This is a genomic window from Bacillus sp. FJAT-27231 (genome assembly GCF_001183975.1).
GTDB classification, from domain to species: Bacteria; Bacillota; Bacilli; order Bacillales; family Domibacillaceae; genus Pseudobacillus; species Pseudobacillus wudalianchiensis.
In genome coordinates, this window is sequence record NZ_LFZU01000001.1 from 1,615,236 (window position 1) to 1,630,822 (window position 15,587).

Below are 15,587 nucleotides of genomic sequence, written 5' to 3' on the forward strand. Positions count from 1 at the left end.
TTCATTTATTATTGTTCTTTCTCGTTGTAGTATTTCACACCAAATTGCGATCCTTCAGATACCATTTTATTATCAGCAATATCATCAGGATGAGGGTGTCCAGCTTTTAAAACAGGGAATTCTTCTTTTGAAGGCTGGACGTCCATATTCATTTTTTCTTTCGCCATATTCATGAGGTTATCGAGCTTGCTTCGGTTTTCTTCTTTAGAGAGCCACCAAGCTGCAGCTCCTGCTCCGAGAAGCATATAACCTAGACCTGAACTAACGCCGCCTTGATTTTTTTCCATGTTTCTTCCAAACATAACAGAATTCCTCCTTAAAACTTCAAGCTCTTCAGCTTTTTATTGTTCCTTCTTGCATTATGTTTACCCAAACATGGAAAGATTAAAACTAAAAGGTTGTTTGCTAAATTTCTTGGAATGAATGAAAGAGTGTTTTTTCTCTCGTATACTAGGGTATTAAAAAGTGCAGGCAAACCGGTTATAGGAGGCATTAAGATGGAGCATACCTTTAATGAAGGGCGATGGTCCTGGTATGAGCTCAGAAAGTTTCAAATGGATGAGGCGGCACAATATGCCGAACAATACCATTCATATAAAAAGTGGGCAGAAGAAACGAAAAAAAATGTATCTAGTATTTTACGAGTAGACACGAGTGAAAGAGGAAAGGAGGCATTATGGGGTTCACTCGTTTATTTTCAGGACGTTGAAAAAAAGGAAGGAAAACGAATCTTTCACTTTTATTTAACGAAGAAGCACTTAATTACGGATAATTTGGATTTATCTGTTCTTGAAAGTGTTGATGAAAAAATTATGAAGAAGAAGATGGATGAAGCCGATTGTCCAGTAGAAGGGTTTATGATTATGATTGGAGAGATTATTCATCATTTTCTCGAAAAAATTGATGAATACGAAATTCGCTTAAGAGATTTACTTTGGCTCATTAGAGAAAAAAACAATATTGAAATCCTCGACGAAACAGCGAGAAGCCGTCATGAGCTTCTCGTCTGGCAAAACTTAATTATCCCGATTATAGAGATCAAGCATGGAATCGAGGAAACGTTTGGTGACGACGTAGTTAAAGGCCTTCACTTTAAAAGAGCATATAAACGCGTCGAACGGGCGTACATGCTGATCAATGAATACGATAAAGAATTAAAAGCAATGGTAGAATTAGAAAATACCGTTTCCACACATCGGGGAAATGAAATTATGAAAACCTTGACGGTGTTGACGACACTTTTTACTCCTGTTGCTGCGTGGGGCGCTATCTGGGGGATGAACTTTAAGAATATGCCGGAGCTTGATTGGAAGCTTGGCTATGTTTTCTCTTGGGGAGTGATCGCTGTTACAACTTTGGCATTATATGTATATTTATTGAAAAAAGGCTGGATGGGCGATATTTTACGAGGGAAAAAGAGAAATTCTTTTTTTAAGTAAAGAAGATATCTGATAAGTAATTCTTATTGAACTTGATTCGATTATCGTTATTTACTTATGTTAACGATTGTATTATGATGAAATAGTATGAAAAGCAGAGAGTAAGCTTTTTGAAACTTTCAGCTATGCTTACATATTTATGAAAAGAGGGGGAATCGGGATGGCAAATAATGATGTATTCAATGCCCGTTCAAGTTTTGAGCTTGATGGTAAGCGCTATAACTATTACCGTTTAGCAGCTCTAGAAGAAGCGGGTGTGGCGAAAGTATCTCGCCTGCCATATTCGATCAAAGTATTATTAGAATCTGTACTGCGCCAGCATGATGGCTATGTTATTAAAAAGGACCATGTAGAAAACCTGGCTAAATGGGGAGCGGCAGACTTAAAAGATGCCGAGGTGCCATTTAAGCCTTCACGCGTTATTTTACAAGACTTTACTGGTGTTCCAGTTGTCGTTGACCTTGCTTCATTGCGCAAAGCGATGGCAGATATGGGCGGCAACCCGGATGTAATCAATCCGGAGATTCCAGTGGACCTTGTTATTGACCACTCTGTACAGGTTGACACATATGGCACACCTGAAGCATTAGAAAGAAACATGGAGCTTGAATTTGAACGCAATGCTGAGCGTTATGAGTTTTTAAGCTGGGCACAAAAAGCATTTGATAACTATCGTGCTGTTCCGCCAGCTACTGGTATCGTTCACCAAGTAAACTTAGAATACTTAGCAAGTGTTGTTCATGCTGTAGAAACAGCAAACGGTGAATTTGAAGCTTATCCGGATACACTCGTTGGTACAGACTCTCATACAACGATGATTAACGGTATCGGTGTTCTTGGATGGGGTGTCGGCGGTATTGAGGCAGAAGCAGGTATGCTTGGTCAACCGTCTTATTTCCCTGTACCTGAAGTAATCGGGGTAAAATTAGTTGGAGAACTTCCGAACGGTGCGACAGCAACTGACTTAGCGCTTAAAGTGACACAAGTGTTGCGTACAAAAGGCGTAGTTGGCAAATTCGTTGAATTCTTCGGTCCCGGCGTATCCCAGCTTCCACTTGCAGACCGTGCAACAATTGCGAACATGGCACCTGAATATGGAGCCACTTGCGGATTCTTCCCAGTTGATACAGAATCCCTTGATTATATGCGCTTAACAGGCCGTGAAGAAGGTCATATCAGAGTAGTAGAGCAATATTTAAAAGAAAATGATATGTTCTTTACTCCTGATAGAGAAGATCCTGTTTATACAGATGTAGTTGAATTGGATCTTGCTGAAATCGAACCAAACTTATCTGGTCCAAAACGTCCGCAAGATTTAATTCCGCTTTCCAGCATGCAGAAATCTTTCCAAGGAGCGATTAGTGCTCCAGAAGGCAACCAAGGCTTTGGATTGACTCCTGAAGAGCTAGATAAAACAACAACAGTTAAATTTGCTGATGGCGAAACAGCTGAAATGAAAACAGGAGCTGTTGCAATCGCTGCGATTACATCTTGTACAAACACATCTAACCCATATGTATTGCTTGCTGCGGGATTAGTGGCGAAAAAAGCAGTCGAACTTGGTCTGGAAGTGCCGAAGTATGTAAAAACATCTTTAGCGCCAGGATCAAAGGTCGTTACTGGCTACTTGCGTGATGCTGGATTAATGGGCTACATGGAGAAACTCGGCTTTAACCTTGTAGGATATGGCTGTACAACTTGTATCGGTAACTCCGGTCCATTAAAAGAAGAAATTGAAAAAGCAATCGTGGATGCAGATCTTTTAGTGACATCTGTTCTTTCAGGTAACCGTAACTTTGAAGGTCGTATTCATCCGCTTGTAAGAGCAAACTACCTAGCTTCACCGCCATTAGTTGTGGCTTACGCTCTTGCTGGAACAGTAAACATTGACTTTGCTAAAGATCCAATTGGTAAAGATAAAGACGGCAACAATGTCTTCTTCAAAGATATCTGGCCAGCAACAGAAGAAGTGAAAGAAGTTGTACAACGTGCAGTAACACCAGAATTGTTCCGTAAAGAATATGAGCGCGTGTTTGACAGCAATTCCCGTTGGAATCAAATTCAAACAAGCAATGAAGCTCTTTACAGCTGGGACAATGATTCAACTTACATCCAAAACCCGCCATTCTTTGAAGGACTATCTGCAGTTCCTGAAAAGATTGAAGCGCTTAAAGGCTTGCGTGTAATGGGTAAATTCGGTGACTCCGTGACAACTGACCACATTTCTCCTGCTGGTGCGATTGGCAAGGATACACCTGCTGGCAAATACTTACGTTCAAAAGGCGTAGAGCCACGTGACTTTAACTCTTACGGTTCCCGTCGCGGTAACCATGAAGTAATGATGCGTGGAACATTTGCTAACATTCGAATTCGTAACCAAGTGGCTCCTGGAACAGAGGGCGGATTCACAACTTATTGGCCAACAGGCGAAATTATGCCAATTTATGATGCGTGCATGAAGTATCAAGAAGACGGCACAGGCCTCGTTGTTCTTGCTGGTAAAGATTACGGTATGGGTTCATCTCGTGACTGGGCAGCAAAAGGTACGAACCTTCTTGGTGTAAAAACAGTTATTGCCGAGAGCTACGAGCGTATTCACCGTTCAAACCTTGTTATGATGGGTGTGCTCCCATTACAATTCAAGCTTGGTGAAAATGCAACGACTCTAGGCTTAACTGGCAAAGAAGTGTTTGAAGTAGATTTAAATGATAACGTGAAACCACGTGACGTTGTGACAGTTACGGCGATCGATGAAGATGGCAGCAAGACACAATTTGAAGCTCTTGTCCGCTTTGATTCTGACGTAGAGGTTGACTACTATCGCAATGGAGGCATCCTGCAAATGGTGCTTCGTGGCAAGCTGCAAGACATCAAAGCACAGTAAAAACAGTATTAAAAAGGGATCAGTAGGAATACTCATCCTTTACAGATTGCGCGTACAAAAAACCCTCATCGAACATATAAAGCTTTCAAGCGACTGGCATACTGCCAGTCGCTTTTTACTTTCTATATAATTATTGTAGTTATTAGAAAATTTAGTATAAAAAAGTTTTTTATGGGTAAGATAGTCGTAATGACTATTGATAGAAGGGAAGAAGTGCGTTATGAGAAAAAGACAGAGAAAGTCGTTTGCTGAGTTAGTAAAGGAAAATAAAAGTGAATTACTTCGAAATCCAGCTGCTATGAAAGAAATCGAAGACAGATTAGAAGAACGTTTAGAAATCAAACGATCTGCTAAATAAAGCTGTTAAGGGGAAGTCGTGCAGCTCCTCCTACATAAGAAGAGCGGTCTCTCCTTTTGACAGGGGAGCCGCTCTTTGTGTTTTAGTTTAATTCAGATTTATTAACCCCTACAGGGATGCCTGGTCTGGATGAATCACTTGCTCCATATAATTGATTAGATTGATGATCAAATAGGACAGCCTGCACGTTACCCATTGGAAGAGCAATCTCGTCAAATTGATAATTCATTTTTTCAAGCACCTGTCTCGCTTCTTCAGGTAACCCTTCTTCCCACCAGATCAACGGTCCAGTACCGTTAAAGATGCGGGGTTCTTCAATCGCGTCCTTTAAGTCCATTTCATAATTAATTACATGAATGAGCGTTTGCAGGACAGAAGCAACGATCGTTGGACCGCCAGGAGAACCAAGTGTTAAAAAGGGCTTCCTATCTTTAAAAACGAGAGTCGGTGTTTTCATGCTGACAGGATATTTATTTGCTTCTACACTATTTATACCTCCAATGGACGGGTCGAAGTCTGTCATATCATTATTTAATAAAAAGCCATAGCCTGGAACCATAATGCCTGACCCAAAATTATGCTCTAGGGAAGAGGTACACATGGCAATATTGCCTTCTTCGTCCACAGCTACGAAATGGGTCGTTTCGGAGCCAATTTCAAAAGCTTGCGCCTTCAGGCCGCTTGGTTTTTTATCCTTGTCATATTTCCACGGGTTTCCGGCTGCGATTTTATCATTACGAAATGTAAAGTTATACAGCCGAAGACGTTCATCTAGATAATCAGGGTGAAGCAGGCCTTCAAGTGGGATATCGTAGAAGGAAGGGTCTGTCATAAAGGTTAACTTATCGGCTGTCATGATTCGTAAGGTTTCCGCGATTAGATAATATTTTTCCCACGACCGGACGTTATACTGCCCGATATTCAGCTTTTCTAATAACTTTAGCATATAAAGAAGAGCAAACCCACCTCCATTTGGGGGGCTTGGTACGACAACGTCGAATTCTTTATAAGTAGCTTGAAGTGGTTTGGCTATTTTTGCTTCATAATCAATCAGGTCCTCTAATACTAAGCAGCCTTCAAATTTTTGAACTTCTTCAGCAATTGCTTTTCCGATGGACCCTCCATAAAAAGAGTCGGCGCCATTTTTTTGAAGTTCTTTTAGCGCGTTTGTTAAATCTTCATTAACGACCCTCTCACCTTTTGTTAGGGGCACATCGTCCGGAAAGAAAAAAGAGCGAGCTTCTTCTCCAAGGCGATTCCCAAATCTTTCGATCGCTGTGACCCATAAGTCGTTGACTTCAATGCCTTCTTCGGACAAACGAATAGCGGGCTCAATCACTTCCCCCCAGGTTTTACGTCCGTACAACTTAATCGCTTGATCAAACGCTTTGAGGATGCCTGGAATAGCGACGGCGGTACCGGGAGTTGATCGCTCTAAGAAAGGGATTACATCCTGATTCTCATCCACAAATATGTTTTTTCTAGCATTCTTCGGAGCCTTTGAATGCCCGTGAATGACTTTTGTTTCTTGTTTTTTAGCATCATAATAAACGATAAAGCCGCTGGCGCCAAGCCCAGTATTGAAAGGCTCTGAGACAGCGAGGGCAAATTGCATGGCGGCCAGTGCATCCATGGCATTCCCGCCAGATTTCAACACTTCAGCACCAATTTTAGAAGCTTCAGCTGTAGCGCTTGCAGTCATGCCAGCATCAGCCCAAGCTCGTTGTCCCTCATTTTCTCGTTTTTGGTTTTTTACTATATTTTGTACATTCATTTTCTTCACCTCAAGTTCGATAAGTTACATAGATAAACGTTCAATTATTTTGGCTAATAAGATCGTTCGGTCCACTAAAGAATTCAAATCGGTATATTCTTCTGTTTCACTATGCGAGAATTCTCCGATAGGCCCGATCCCATCAATTGTTGGGATTCCTTTAGCAGCTGTAAAAGCTGCATCAGAACCGCCGCCTGTGCTGACCTCATGAATCGTAAAGCCAAGCTCTTTTCCGGTTTCTTTTACTGTGTTGAATAGTTTTTCAGATTCTTCTGTCCGCTCCATTGGAGGACGGTCGATGGCTCCAGTTAATTCTGTTCGTGTGCCTTTCACTATTTCTTCGCCAGCAATTTGATGAATAGAATTTGTTACATTCATCGCTTGGTCTTCATTTTTGACACGGACGTCAATTTCCGCTTCTGCATGGGGAGGGACGGTATTCACAGAGGTACCGCCCTTGATAAGGCCCACATTCACTGTTAATCCTTGTTTGTAATCATTTAATTGCTGAAGCTTGATGACTTTATAGGCTAGCTCTTCAATAGCGCTAAGCCCGATTTCGGGTTCTACTCCGGAATGAGCACCTTTTCCTGTTACATTTACAGTGAAATGGCCAACTCCTTTGCGCTCTGTTACGACGCCGTCATTTGGCCTTCCACATTCCACGACAAGGCTATAGTCTTTCCCAACTGCCGCTTCGTCAATTAAGGATTTGGATGAAATAGAGCCGATTTCCTCGTCGCTATTGAAAATGATATGGACATTGTTTACAGCTGGTGATCCACTCTTTTTTAAAGCTTTCATCGCATAGAGAACTTGAACGTGACTCGCTTTCTCGTCGTTCACACCCGGTCCGTAGGCTTTATCTCCGATAACGGAAAAGGGCCGCTTCTTTGCTTCGCCTTTTGGAAATACGGTGTCCATGTGGGCAATAATCAATATTTTCGGCTGGCTCTCTCGCTTTGCTTTGATTTCTAGATGATTGCCCTGCTCTGTTTGACGATGTATCTTTACATACATTCCAATGTCTTCAAATTTTTCCTTTAGTAAAGCACCTACCTGATCAACACCTTCTTTATCGTAGGAATTACTGTCAGTGTTGACGATGGCCTCCAATAGATCAATCATTTCTTGTTTTTTATCATGAAGATAATTAATCAAAAGAAACCCTCCTTAGCTCTTATCTTCTGTCCTTAAGTGATTCCCTCTTTGTTTGAGGGTGTAAACATGCTTTATTTTGCCAGCTGGCTAGGCTATACTGAGTAGATCAAGACGTAAAAAAGAAACAAGGGAGATTGGACAGATGTTTGTTTCAGAAAAAGAGGTACAAGTAAGATATGCAGAAACTGATGCGATGCAAGTGGTGTATCACGGCCAGTACGTCGTATGGCTGGAGCTTGGCCGCACGCAATTAATTGAGGATTTAGGCTTTAATTATGCGGAAATGGAGAAGGAAGGGTATGTGGCCCCGGTGCTGGACATTCAGCTTTCCTATAAAAAGCCGTTTCGTTATGGGGATACAGCTTGGGTCTATTCTTGGATTGAAGAATATAATGGGGTCCGGACTGTTTACGGATATGAAATTAAAAATAAAGAGGGAGAGGTTTGTGTCACAGGGACAACGTCTCACACAATCGTGAAAAAAGACACATTCCGCCCGGTGTCCATGAAACGAATTTTCTCAGATTGGCACAGCGTGTACGAAGAAAATAAAAAGCAAGCATAGGATGGACAGAAAAAATGGCATTTGGCATTGATCGGCGAGAGCTGGCGGAGTGGAAGCAGCAGATTGACAAAGGGAATATTGCTTTTTTAACCCACTACTGGCTTGATGAAAGGTTTCCAGATTGTTATACCGTGACAAAAGTAGGGTGCCGGAATTTAGAGGAGCTTGCTCGCTGGGGAGAAAAATACGGGCTTAAAGAAGAGTGGATTGACCGAAGAGAGAATGGTTATTCACATTTCGATCTGCTCGGGCGGCGGCAAAAAGAGATATTGGAAAAAGAAGGGCTGCAACATCATATTCAAAGATTTAAATTATAGGCTTTGTTAAAGATGAAGGCTGTTTTCAATAATTGTTTGTAGTGGAAAGCGTCCGCCTGCAACAAAGGTCAATAACCAAGTATAACAAAGCCAAATTATAAAAAGCGAAAAGGCCACATGCTGCGCCTTTTCGCTTTTTAAGAAGGTTTTACGTATTCATATTCCGGCTCGTCCAGTTTTTCATTATAATTCACACGTAAATCGTGCCCATCAAAGTACCAAAGATCTTTTTGCTCTATGAAGTAAACCGCTCCATCTAATTCGGATTTTACTCCGATTTCCATCGGTTCATCTTTGGATACCCCAAGTGAAAACCCTTCATGCAGCGGGCTGGAGCCTCCGTAGCGAACGAAGAAGCGTACATAGTCCCCTTGATTGACGTCCATTTCGTTTTTAAACCAAGCGCGGGCTTTTTCTCCTACTTGAATATTCATGATTCATTCACCTCTACTTTTCTTCAGTGTATCACGGGGGAAACAAATAATAAAAGCAGATGCCTGCCAAATTTAAAAGCTTGCTGACAGACCATATGGTTTTCATCTTTCTGTGACCACTGTGTAAGGATATTGGCAAATTAGGGGCCACTGGTGCAGAAAACAAATGAAAGTAATAGCGGAGGTGAAAGAATGATTTTAGTGAGTTCTTGTTTAGCTGGTTTGCCGGTAAGGTATAACGGTTCGCACAGCCTGCATAGCAAGATTAGAGAACTGATTGAAAACAACGAAGCGATTGCCGCTTGTCCAGAGCTGCTGGGTGGCTTTGTAACACCGAGAGAACCGGCAGAAATCATCGGCGGCAACGGAGAGGATGTTCTGAACGGCCGGGCTAAGGTTATAGAAAAGTCTGGCCGGGATGTAACTGATCTTTACGTAAAAGGTGCCTATAAAACGCTTGAAAAAGCTCAAAAAATAAAGGCAGACACGGTTATTTTGAAAGAATTTAGCCCTTCCTGTGGAAGTAGAATGATCTATAATGGAGAATTTAAGAATGAAAGGGTAGCGGGTGTCGGAGTAACGGCGGCTTTGCTTCAAAGGAATGGCTTCCAAGTCATTTCAGAGGAAAATGTAGAGCAGTTTTTGCAAGAAGTAGAATAAAATAAAAAAGCACCGCCAGCGGTGGACATATGGTGGGTTACCATAAAGTATTGTCCGCGCAAGCGATGCTTTTTACATCCACTTAATTTTAGGCTCTGTTTTGTTCCTAATACGTGCAATGTTGGCACGATGACGATAGATAACGAAAAAAGCTAGAAGGCCAACGACAATAATAAGTGGAACGTTTTGTAGGATAACCGCATAAGTAAAAGCGACAATCGCCACAATAATCGATGATAGCGAAACGTACTTCGTTAAATAAAGCGAAATAAAGAAGCTAAGCAGAATAACAAGAAACATGACTGGTTGAACGCCGAGCAGGACGCCGCCTGAAGTGGCTACAGCTTTTCCGCCTCTAAAGCCCGCAAATATAGGGAACATATGGCCGATAACGGCTGCAACGCCAGCGATCAGTGGTTCAAGGTCAGAACCGAGCCAAAGCGGGAGCAGTGTCGCTGCTGTTCCTTTTAAAATATCAGCAAGTGTCACAACGACGCCGGCCTTTACACCGAGCGTGCGAAAAGAATTGGTTGCACCGAGATTGCCGCTGCCGTGTTGACGGATATCAATGCCAAAGAAACACTTGCCAACAATTAAGCCGGAAGGAATCGACCCGAGTAAATAAGCTAGTAAAATAATAATTGCAGTAATCATAGACGTACTCCTTTAATCTTGTCCTTTACAATCATATGTATGAAAATGTGACCATACTGATTCTTATTTTAACATGTGAAGAATAAGAAAAGGAGATTTTTCCGTTGCTTGAACGAAAAAATTAGCGTACGCTGAATAAATGGAAGAAGTTAACTTTAGAAAGAAATAGGTGAAAGTATGGGATTATTTTTTAGCGCAGTCCAATGGCTGTTTTTTATTCTGGCGAGCTCTCTTGTAGCCCCAATTGCCATCGCGGGTTTATTTCATCTATCGCTAGCAGATACAGCAGAGTTTGTACAGCGAACGATGTTTGTACTGGGACTTTCAGGGATTATACAAGCCTTGATTGGCCATCGGCTGCCTATTAATGAAGGGCCAGCGGGGCTTTGGTGGGGAGTTTTTGCCATCTATGCAGGCTTTGCCGGCACGATCTATTCTTCAACCGAGCAGGCATTACAAAGCTTAGAAGGTGGGATGATCGTCTCTGGGGTCATTTTCATTTTTCTCGCTGCTTTCGGCTTGCTTGAAAAGATGGCTAAATTATTCACGCCTACTGTGACATTTATTTATTTGTTACTGCTTATTCTGCAGCTGAGCGGCTCTTTTTTGAATGGCATGTTCGGCTTGCCGAATGAAACGGGAACCGTTCGTCCGCTGATTATGGCTGGAAGTGCCATGACATTAATCGCGGCTTTTTACTTTTCAGCACATCGTATTCACTGGATCCGGCAGTATTCGGTGATCATTTCATTAGGATTTGGCTGGCTGCTGTTTCTTCTTATTGGCGAGGCTCCGCTTATGTCGGCTTCAGGTAAGCAACTGTTCAGCTTGCCGGGTTTATTTGTTTTTGGCCCGCCGCTGTTTGATTCAGGTACCATCGTGACAGCCGCTTTTATTACACTTCTTTTAACAGCTAATATGATCGCTTCGGTTAGGGTCATGGAAGAAGTGATGACCCACTTAAACAGTTCTATTCAAAAAGGCAGCTATCGCAGTGCTGGTTTGGCTGCTGGCCTTAATCAAATGTTAGGGGGGAGCTTCTCGGCGATCGGTTCTGTTCCGATTTCTGGAGCAGCCGGGTTCGTAGCTCAAACTGGCAATGCCTCCATTCGCCCCTTTTTTGTAGGCTCACTGTTTGTCGTAGGGATGAGTATTTTTCCTCCAGTCATGAATATACTGGCTTCTTTGCCGGCTCCGGTCGGATATGCGGTCACATTTGTGATCTTTGCGCGTATGGCTGGCTTTGCTTTTGCCGAAATGGATAAAGAAAAAAATAAAGAACGTGTACGTCTCGTTGCCGGCATATCACTGCTAGCAGGAGTAGGAGCCATGTTTGTTCCGGCTGCAGCGTTCACTAATTTTCCAGCCGCTGCCGCTTCGATCCTTAACAATGGACTTATTCTTGGAACCATTATATCTATTTGTGTAGAGCAATTTTTACTAGCAATGACTAAACAGAAAGCGCACAATCAGTAATGGCAACAGGCCAAAAAGAGCCGGTGTATTCCACTGGCTCTTTTGTTGCGTTTTGACTTTTAGGTTATTTTTCATGTGATCTGCTTTAAAGTGGTAAACGATAATTAAAATGTATGATTAGGCAAACTTCGTGTCAAATACCTTAATAGCCGCTTCTGCCACTTGAACATCATGCGGTACTGTACTGCCGCTGACGCCTACAGCTCCTATTACTTTTCCATCGCCGAAAACGACAAGGCGTCCATTGTTCATCGTGTGTAAACCGTATAGTTCAGCAGCCGGAACAGTAGCCGCGGCTAAGTTTGTGGCAGGCATTTTTAAAGCAACAGACTCCCAAGCTTTATTCTGGGCAATGTCGATGCTCTCTAACCAAGCCTCATCCATTCAATGGGCAGCTACCATGTTTCCACCTTCGTTCACTACTGGAATGACCATGGAAACTCCAATTTTTTTCGCTTCTTCTTCAGCACCTGCAATAATTTCTTTTGCTGCGTCTAGTGTAATTTTAATCATATGAATGAACCTCCTTATTTTTGATTATCCTGTAGAAAAATACATAGTTTATGTGAAAAACTTCAAAGATCAGCAGTAAACGGATTAGAAGTTCTCCGATAGCTTCAGCGGTATATTCACAGCTCTCTTTGTGTTTTTCTATCAGAACAGCCCATGATGAAAATTTCTAACCGAAATTTATTCCAAAAGATGCTTTTTTTCTTATGGAAGAACACACTTTTTGTGAGAAAGTTACTAAAAAGAAACTTTTAAGAAAGACAGGAAGAGGAAATTGTTTGTGGATGATTTACGATTAGAAATAAAAAAGAAGATAGAGGCGGGGCAATTTAACTGTGAAAAAGAGTTAACCTTATCACTTATTAGCGGCAATTATAAAATTACAATTGTTTATTATTTAAGGATAGGATGACCAATCGGAGAGTATTTCCCGAAGTTCCTCCAAGAGTAGGGTATTCATTGACTGACATAGGACGAAGCTTAATGCCTATTGTCCCAATGATGTACGAGGGGGGAAAGCAAAATATAAAGTTTTTTGTTAAGAAATTAGGATGGCCGTAAGCCTTCTGTTTCTTTAAACTATTTGTGCTTGAGAAGGTAACAGGTAAAAGTCTTTATTCAGGAGAATTAACACCGTATCCTTGATGTCGAGAAGTGTTTGAGAGCTGCACAAAGGGAAATAAAAGGGGATAGAAGGAAATGGATAGCCTAAGGCCGAATTAATACATTTAAGGAGGAGAGTTACGAATGATTACGAATCCAACAAGAGAAGAAATGGGACAATTATTAAAAAAAGCAAAAACGATTGCCGTGGTAGGGCTAAGTGATAATCCAGAACGGACGAGTTATATGGTATCAGAAGCGATGCAGAAGGCAGGCTATAAAATTATTCCAGTAAATCCTACTGTTGATGAAGTGCTTGGGGAAAAAGCAGTTGCCTCCCTTAAAGATATTGATGGGCCCGTTGACATTGTGAACGTGTTTCGCCGCTCAGAGTTTTTGCCGGAAATCGCGAAGGAATTCGCTGAGATCGATTGCGATATTTTTTGGGCACAGCTTGGAGTAGCAAACGAAGAAGCTTATGAGTTTTTGAAGGAAAAAGGCAAAACTGTTATTATGGATAGATGCATAAAAGTGGAACACGCCCTCACAAAATAGGGAGCCATTAGCGAACAAGCGGGACTGCACCGCTTGTTTTTTGCTGTTACTTATTTGCATAAATGGCCTGTTGACCATACAATAAGGCAGAGGAAATGCAGAACGGCCCAGTACAACTGTAAGCTCCCATAGAATGAGGAGATGAAGCATTGGAATTTTTATGATATAATAAAGTGTACGAACGTTTGTTTGTTTCTCTAGGAAGTCTGAAAGGGGAATTTTTGTGACAAAAAAAGAAGTGACCTTTGACTACAATGATGATGCCATTCAGGTTCTCGAAGGACTAGAAGCAGTTAGAAAGAGACCAGGCATGTATATTGGCTCTACGGACACACGAGGGCTGCATCATTTAGTGTACGAAATCGTAGATAATTCAGTGGATGAAGCGCTTGCCGGCTATGGCAAGGAAATAAAAATTGTGATCCACAAAGACCAGTCAGTCAGCGTTCAGGATTTTGGCCGCGGAATGCCTACTGGTATGCATAAATTAGGGAAGCCGACACCGGAAGTCATTTTAACAATCTTGCACGCCGGAGGAAAATTTGGCCAGGGAGGATACAAAACGAGCGGCGGCTTGCACGGTGTTGGTGCTTCCGTTGTGAATGCTTTATCGGAGTGGCTGACTGTGACGATTCACCGCGATGGTTTTATTTATCAGCAGCGGTTTGAAAACGGAGGCGTACCGGTAACGACTCTTGAGAAGATCGGAACAACTAAAAAGACAGGGACCACCATTCATTTTAAGCCGGACCCCACTATTTTTAGTACGATTCACTACAACTTCGATACATTGAGCGAACGGTTAAGAGAATCGGCCTTTTTATTAAAAGGCATGAAAATTAGTTTGACTGATGAGCGTCAAAAATTAGAAGAAGTTTTTTATTATGAAAAAGGCATCGAGGAATTCGTTAAGTATTTAAACGGAGAAAAAGATACGTTGCATCAGGTCGTTTCTTTTTCAGGAGAGCAGAACAGCATTGAAGTAGATTTCGCTTTCCAGTTTAATGACGGTTATTCTGAAACGATCCTGTCATTCGTAAACAACGTCCGGACGAAGGACGGCGGCACGCATGAAGCAGGAGCCCGCACGGCGATGACAAGAGTATTCAATGAATATGCCCGTAAAGTGAACTTATTGAAAGAAAAAGACAAAAATCTCGAAGGTACCGATATTCGTGAAGGATTAGCGGCTGTTGTGTCTGTACGCATACCAGAAGAATTGCTGCAATTCGAAGGACAGACAAAAGGAAAGCTCGGTACAAGTGAAGCCCGATCAGCAGTAGACAGCGTCGTTTCTTCACAGCTGTCTTATTTCTTGGAAGAAAACCCGGAAACAAGCTCTCTCTTAATTAAAAAGGCGATTAAAGCAGCCCAGGCAAGAGAAGCAGCGAGAAAGGCACGCGAAGATGCCCGCAGTGGAAAGAAGCGGAAGCGGAATGAAGGCGTTCTTTCTGGAAAATTAACTCCTGCACAGTCACGAAACCCTCAAAAAAATGAACTGTATTTAGTAGAGGGGGACTCAGCTGGCGGATCAGCTAAACAAGGGCGCGACCGCCGGTTTCAAGCAGTGCTCCCTTTGCGTGGAAAAGTCATTAATACGGAAAAGGCCAAGCTGGCGGACATTTTTAAGAATGAGGAAATTAACACGATCATCCATGCGATCGGTGCAGGCGTAGGGCCGGATTTTAATGTTGAAGACACGAATTACGACAAAGTGATTATTATGACGGATGCCGACACGGATGGTGCCCATATTCAAGTCTTGCTGCTTACCTTCTTTTATCGTTATATGAAGCCTCTTATCGAAGCGGGTAAAGTGTATATTGCCTTGCCGCCACTCTACAAAGTAAGTAAAGGAAGCGGAAAAAAAGAAAAAGTAGAGTATGCGTGGACAGATGAAGAACTCGCAGAAACGATGAAACGAGTAGGAAAAGGGTGCATGCTGCAGCGCTATAAAGGTCTTGGTGAGATGAACGCCGATCAGCTGTGGGAAACAACGATGAATCCGGATACGAGAACGCTGATCCGTGTGTTAATTGATGACGCTGCTCGTGCCGAGCGCCGCGTGACAACGTTGATGGGTGACAAAGTAGAGCCGCGCCGAAAATGGATTGAATCAAATGTTGCTTTCGGGCTGGAAGATGACAGCAATATTTTAGAGAATGAGAATCTTTCAGTCGGCAAGGAGGAATAAATA

Annotated in this window: 15 protein-coding genes and 2 pseudogenes; 10 read left to right on the top strand and 7 right to left on the bottom strand. The window is 42.3% G+C overall.

Going from position 1 to position 15,587, the window contains the following annotated elements; genetic code table 11:
- Window positions 1-8 precede the first annotated feature (8 nt).
- Complete coding sequence (locus AC623_RS07620; RefSeq protein WP_049661900.1) at window positions 9-302, bottom strand: hypothetical protein; 294 nt, start codon at window positions 300-302, stop codon at window positions 9-11.
- Window positions 303-497: 195 nt separating this feature from the next.
- Between AC623_RS07620 and AC623_RS07625 the strand changes: the two genes are divergently transcribed.
- From AC623_RS07625 to AC623_RS07635, 3 genes are all read left to right on the top strand, one after another.
- Complete coding sequence (locus tag AC623_RS07625) at window positions 498-1,439, top strand: magnesium transporter CorA family protein (RefSeq protein ID WP_049661901.1); 942 nt, start codon at window positions 498-500, stop codon at window positions 1,437-1,439.
- Between the two features lie 160 nt (window positions 1,440-1,599).
- On the top strand, window positions 1,600-4,323 hold the full coding sequence (acnA, locus tag AC623_RS07630) for an aconitate hydratase AcnA (RefSeq protein ID WP_049661902.1): 2,724 nt from the start codon (window positions 1,600-1,602) through the stop codon (window positions 4,321-4,323).
- Window positions 4,324-4,543: 220 nt separating this feature from the next.
- Window positions 4,544-4,681: an FbpB family small basic protein gene (locus AC623_RS07635; protein WP_049661903.1), complete on the top strand. Its 138-nt coding sequence runs from the start codon at window positions 4,544-4,546 to the stop codon at window positions 4,679-4,681.
- An 82-nt stretch (window positions 4,682-4,763) separates the two neighbouring features.
- On the opposite strand, the gene ggt is transcribed toward AC623_RS07635, so the two are convergent.
- Both ggt and AC623_RS07645 read right to left on the bottom strand, forming a co-directional pair.
- Window positions 4,764-6,455 carry a gamma-glutamyltransferase gene (gene ggt, locus AC623_RS07640; protein ID WP_049661904.1) on the bottom strand — a complete coding sequence of 564 codons (1,692 nt, stop codon included), beginning with the start codon at window positions 6,453-6,455 and terminating at the stop codon, window positions 4,764-4,766.
- A 24-nt stretch (window positions 6,456-6,479) separates the two neighbouring features.
- The gene (locus AC623_RS07645) at window positions 6,480-7,616 is read right to left on the bottom strand and encodes a M20 family metallopeptidase (protein ID WP_082174356.1); all 1,137 of its coding nucleotides are present in this window, start codon (window positions 7,614-7,616) and stop codon (window positions 6,480-6,482) included.
- A 142-nt stretch (window positions 7,617-7,758) separates the two neighbouring features.
- Here AC623_RS07645 and AC623_RS07650 point away from each other — a divergent pair, with 142 nt between their 5' ends.
- Together AC623_RS07650 and AC623_RS07655 are read left to right on the top strand one after the other, a co-directional pair.
- Window positions 7,759-8,181, top strand: a complete 423-nt coding sequence (locus AC623_RS07650; protein WP_049661905.1) for an acyl-CoA thioesterase — start codon at window positions 7,759-7,761, stop codon at window positions 8,179-8,181.
- Window positions 8,182-8,195: 14 nt separating this feature from the next.
- On the top strand, window positions 8,196-8,498 hold the full coding sequence (locus AC623_RS07655) for a hypothetical protein (protein WP_049661906.1): 303 nt from the start codon (window positions 8,196-8,198) through the stop codon (window positions 8,496-8,498).
- Window positions 8,499-8,635: 137 nt separating this feature from the next.
- On the opposite strand, the gene AC623_RS07660 is transcribed toward AC623_RS07655, so the two are convergent.
- Window positions 8,636-8,932, bottom strand: coding sequence for a HesB/YadR/YfhF family protein (locus tag AC623_RS07660; RefSeq protein ID WP_049661907.1), 297 nt, complete (start codon window positions 8,930-8,932; stop codon window positions 8,636-8,638).
- A gap of 192 nt (window positions 8,933-9,124) precedes the next feature.
- On the opposite strand from AC623_RS07660, the gene AC623_RS07665 reads away from it, so the two are divergent.
- The gene (locus AC623_RS07665) at window positions 9,125-9,592 is read left to right on the top strand and encodes a DUF523 domain-containing protein (RefSeq protein WP_049661908.1); all 468 of its coding nucleotides are present in this window, start codon (window positions 9,125-9,127) and stop codon (window positions 9,590-9,592) included.
- Here the strand turns inward: AC623_RS07665 and AC623_RS22255 are convergent.
- A complete protein-coding gene (locus tag AC623_RS22255; RefSeq protein WP_156187113.1) occupies window positions 9,551-9,643 on the bottom strand; it encodes a hypothetical protein in 93 nt (30 codons plus the stop codon). The two genes, AC623_RS07665 and AC623_RS22255, sit on opposite strands and share 42 nt — an antisense overlap.
- Window positions 9,644-9,664: 21 nt before the next feature.
- Window positions 9,665-10,246, bottom strand: coding sequence for a glycerol-3-phosphate 1-O-acyltransferase PlsY (gene plsY, locus AC623_RS07670; protein ID WP_049661909.1), 582 nt, complete (start codon window positions 10,244-10,246; stop codon window positions 9,665-9,667).
- A 177-nt stretch (window positions 10,247-10,423) separates the two neighbouring features.
- On the opposite strand from plsY, the gene AC623_RS07675 reads away from it, so the two are divergent.
- Entirely contained in the window at window positions 10,424-11,722 is a 1,299-nt protein-coding gene (locus AC623_RS07675) for a purine/pyrimidine permease (RefSeq protein WP_049661910.1), read from the top strand.
- Between the two features lie 117 nt (window positions 11,723-11,839).
- On the opposite strand, the pseudogene AC623_RS07680 reads toward AC623_RS07675, so the two are convergent.
- Window positions 11,840-12,235, bottom strand: a pseudogene (locus AC623_RS07680) (GlcG/HbpS family heme-binding protein).
- Window positions 12,236-12,512: 277 nt separating this feature from the next.
- Here AC623_RS07680 and AC623_RS07685 point away from each other — a divergent pair.
- From AC623_RS07685 to parE, 3 genes and pseudogenes are all read left to right on the top strand, one after another.
- Window positions 12,513-12,793, top strand: a pseudogene (locus AC623_RS07685) (winged helix-turn-helix transcriptional regulator).
- Between the two features lie 186 nt (window positions 12,794-12,979).
- A complete protein-coding gene (locus tag AC623_RS07690; protein ID WP_049661911.1) occupies window positions 12,980-13,390 on the top strand; it encodes a CoA-binding protein in 411 nt (136 codons plus the stop codon).
- Window positions 13,391-13,628: 238 nt separating this feature from the next.
- Window positions 13,629-15,584 (top strand): DNA topoisomerase IV subunit B, encoded by a 1,956-nt coding sequence (gene parE, locus AC623_RS07695; RefSeq protein ID WP_231603599.1) that lies wholly within the window; start codon window positions 13,629-13,631, stop codon window positions 15,582-15,584.
- The last annotated feature ends 3 nt before the right edge of the window (window positions 15,585-15,587 follow it).

Excerpts from the sequence above, each read along its gene's own strand:
- AC623_RS07620 (WP_049661900.1), bottom strand. The coding sequence starts at position 302 with ATGTTTGGAAGAAACATGGAAAAAAATCAAGGCGGCGTTAGTTCAGGT.
- AC623_RS07625 (WP_049661901.1), top strand. The coding sequence starts at position 498 with ATGGAGCATACCTTTAATGAAGGGCGATGGTCCTGGTATGAGCTCAGA.
- acnA (WP_049661902.1), top strand. The coding sequence starts at position 1,600 with ATGGCAAATAATGATGTATTCAATGCCCGTTCAAGTTTTGAGCTTGAT.
- AC623_RS07635 (WP_049661903.1), top strand. The coding sequence starts at position 4,544 with ATGAGAAAAAGACAGAGAAAGTCGTTTGCTGAGTTAGTAAAGGAAAAT.
- ggt (WP_049661904.1), bottom strand. The coding sequence starts at position 6,455 with ATGAATGTACAAAATATAGTAAAAAACCAAAAACGAGAAAATGAGGGA.
- AC623_RS07650 (WP_049661905.1), top strand. The coding sequence starts at position 7,759 with ATGTTTGTTTCAGAAAAAGAGGTACAAGTAAGATATGCAGAAACTGAT.
- AC623_RS07655 (WP_049661906.1), top strand. The coding sequence starts at position 8,196 with ATGGCATTTGGCATTGATCGGCGAGAGCTGGCGGAGTGGAAGCAGCAG.
- AC623_RS07660 (WP_049661907.1), bottom strand. The coding sequence starts at position 8,932 with ATGAATATTCAAGTAGGAGAAAAAGCCCGCGCTTGGTTTAAAAACGAA.
- AC623_RS07665 (WP_049661908.1), top strand. The coding sequence starts at position 9,125 with ATGATTTTAGTGAGTTCTTGTTTAGCTGGTTTGCCGGTAAGGTATAAC.
- plsY (WP_049661909.1), bottom strand. The coding sequence starts at position 10,246 with ATGATTACTGCAATTATTATTTTACTAGCTTATTTACTCGGGTCGATT.
- AC623_RS07675 (WP_049661910.1), top strand. The coding sequence starts at position 10,424 with ATGGGATTATTTTTTAGCGCAGTCCAATGGCTGTTTTTTATTCTGGCG.
- AC623_RS07690 (WP_049661911.1), top strand. The coding sequence starts at position 12,980 with ATGATTACGAATCCAACAAGAGAAGAAATGGGACAATTATTAAAAAAA.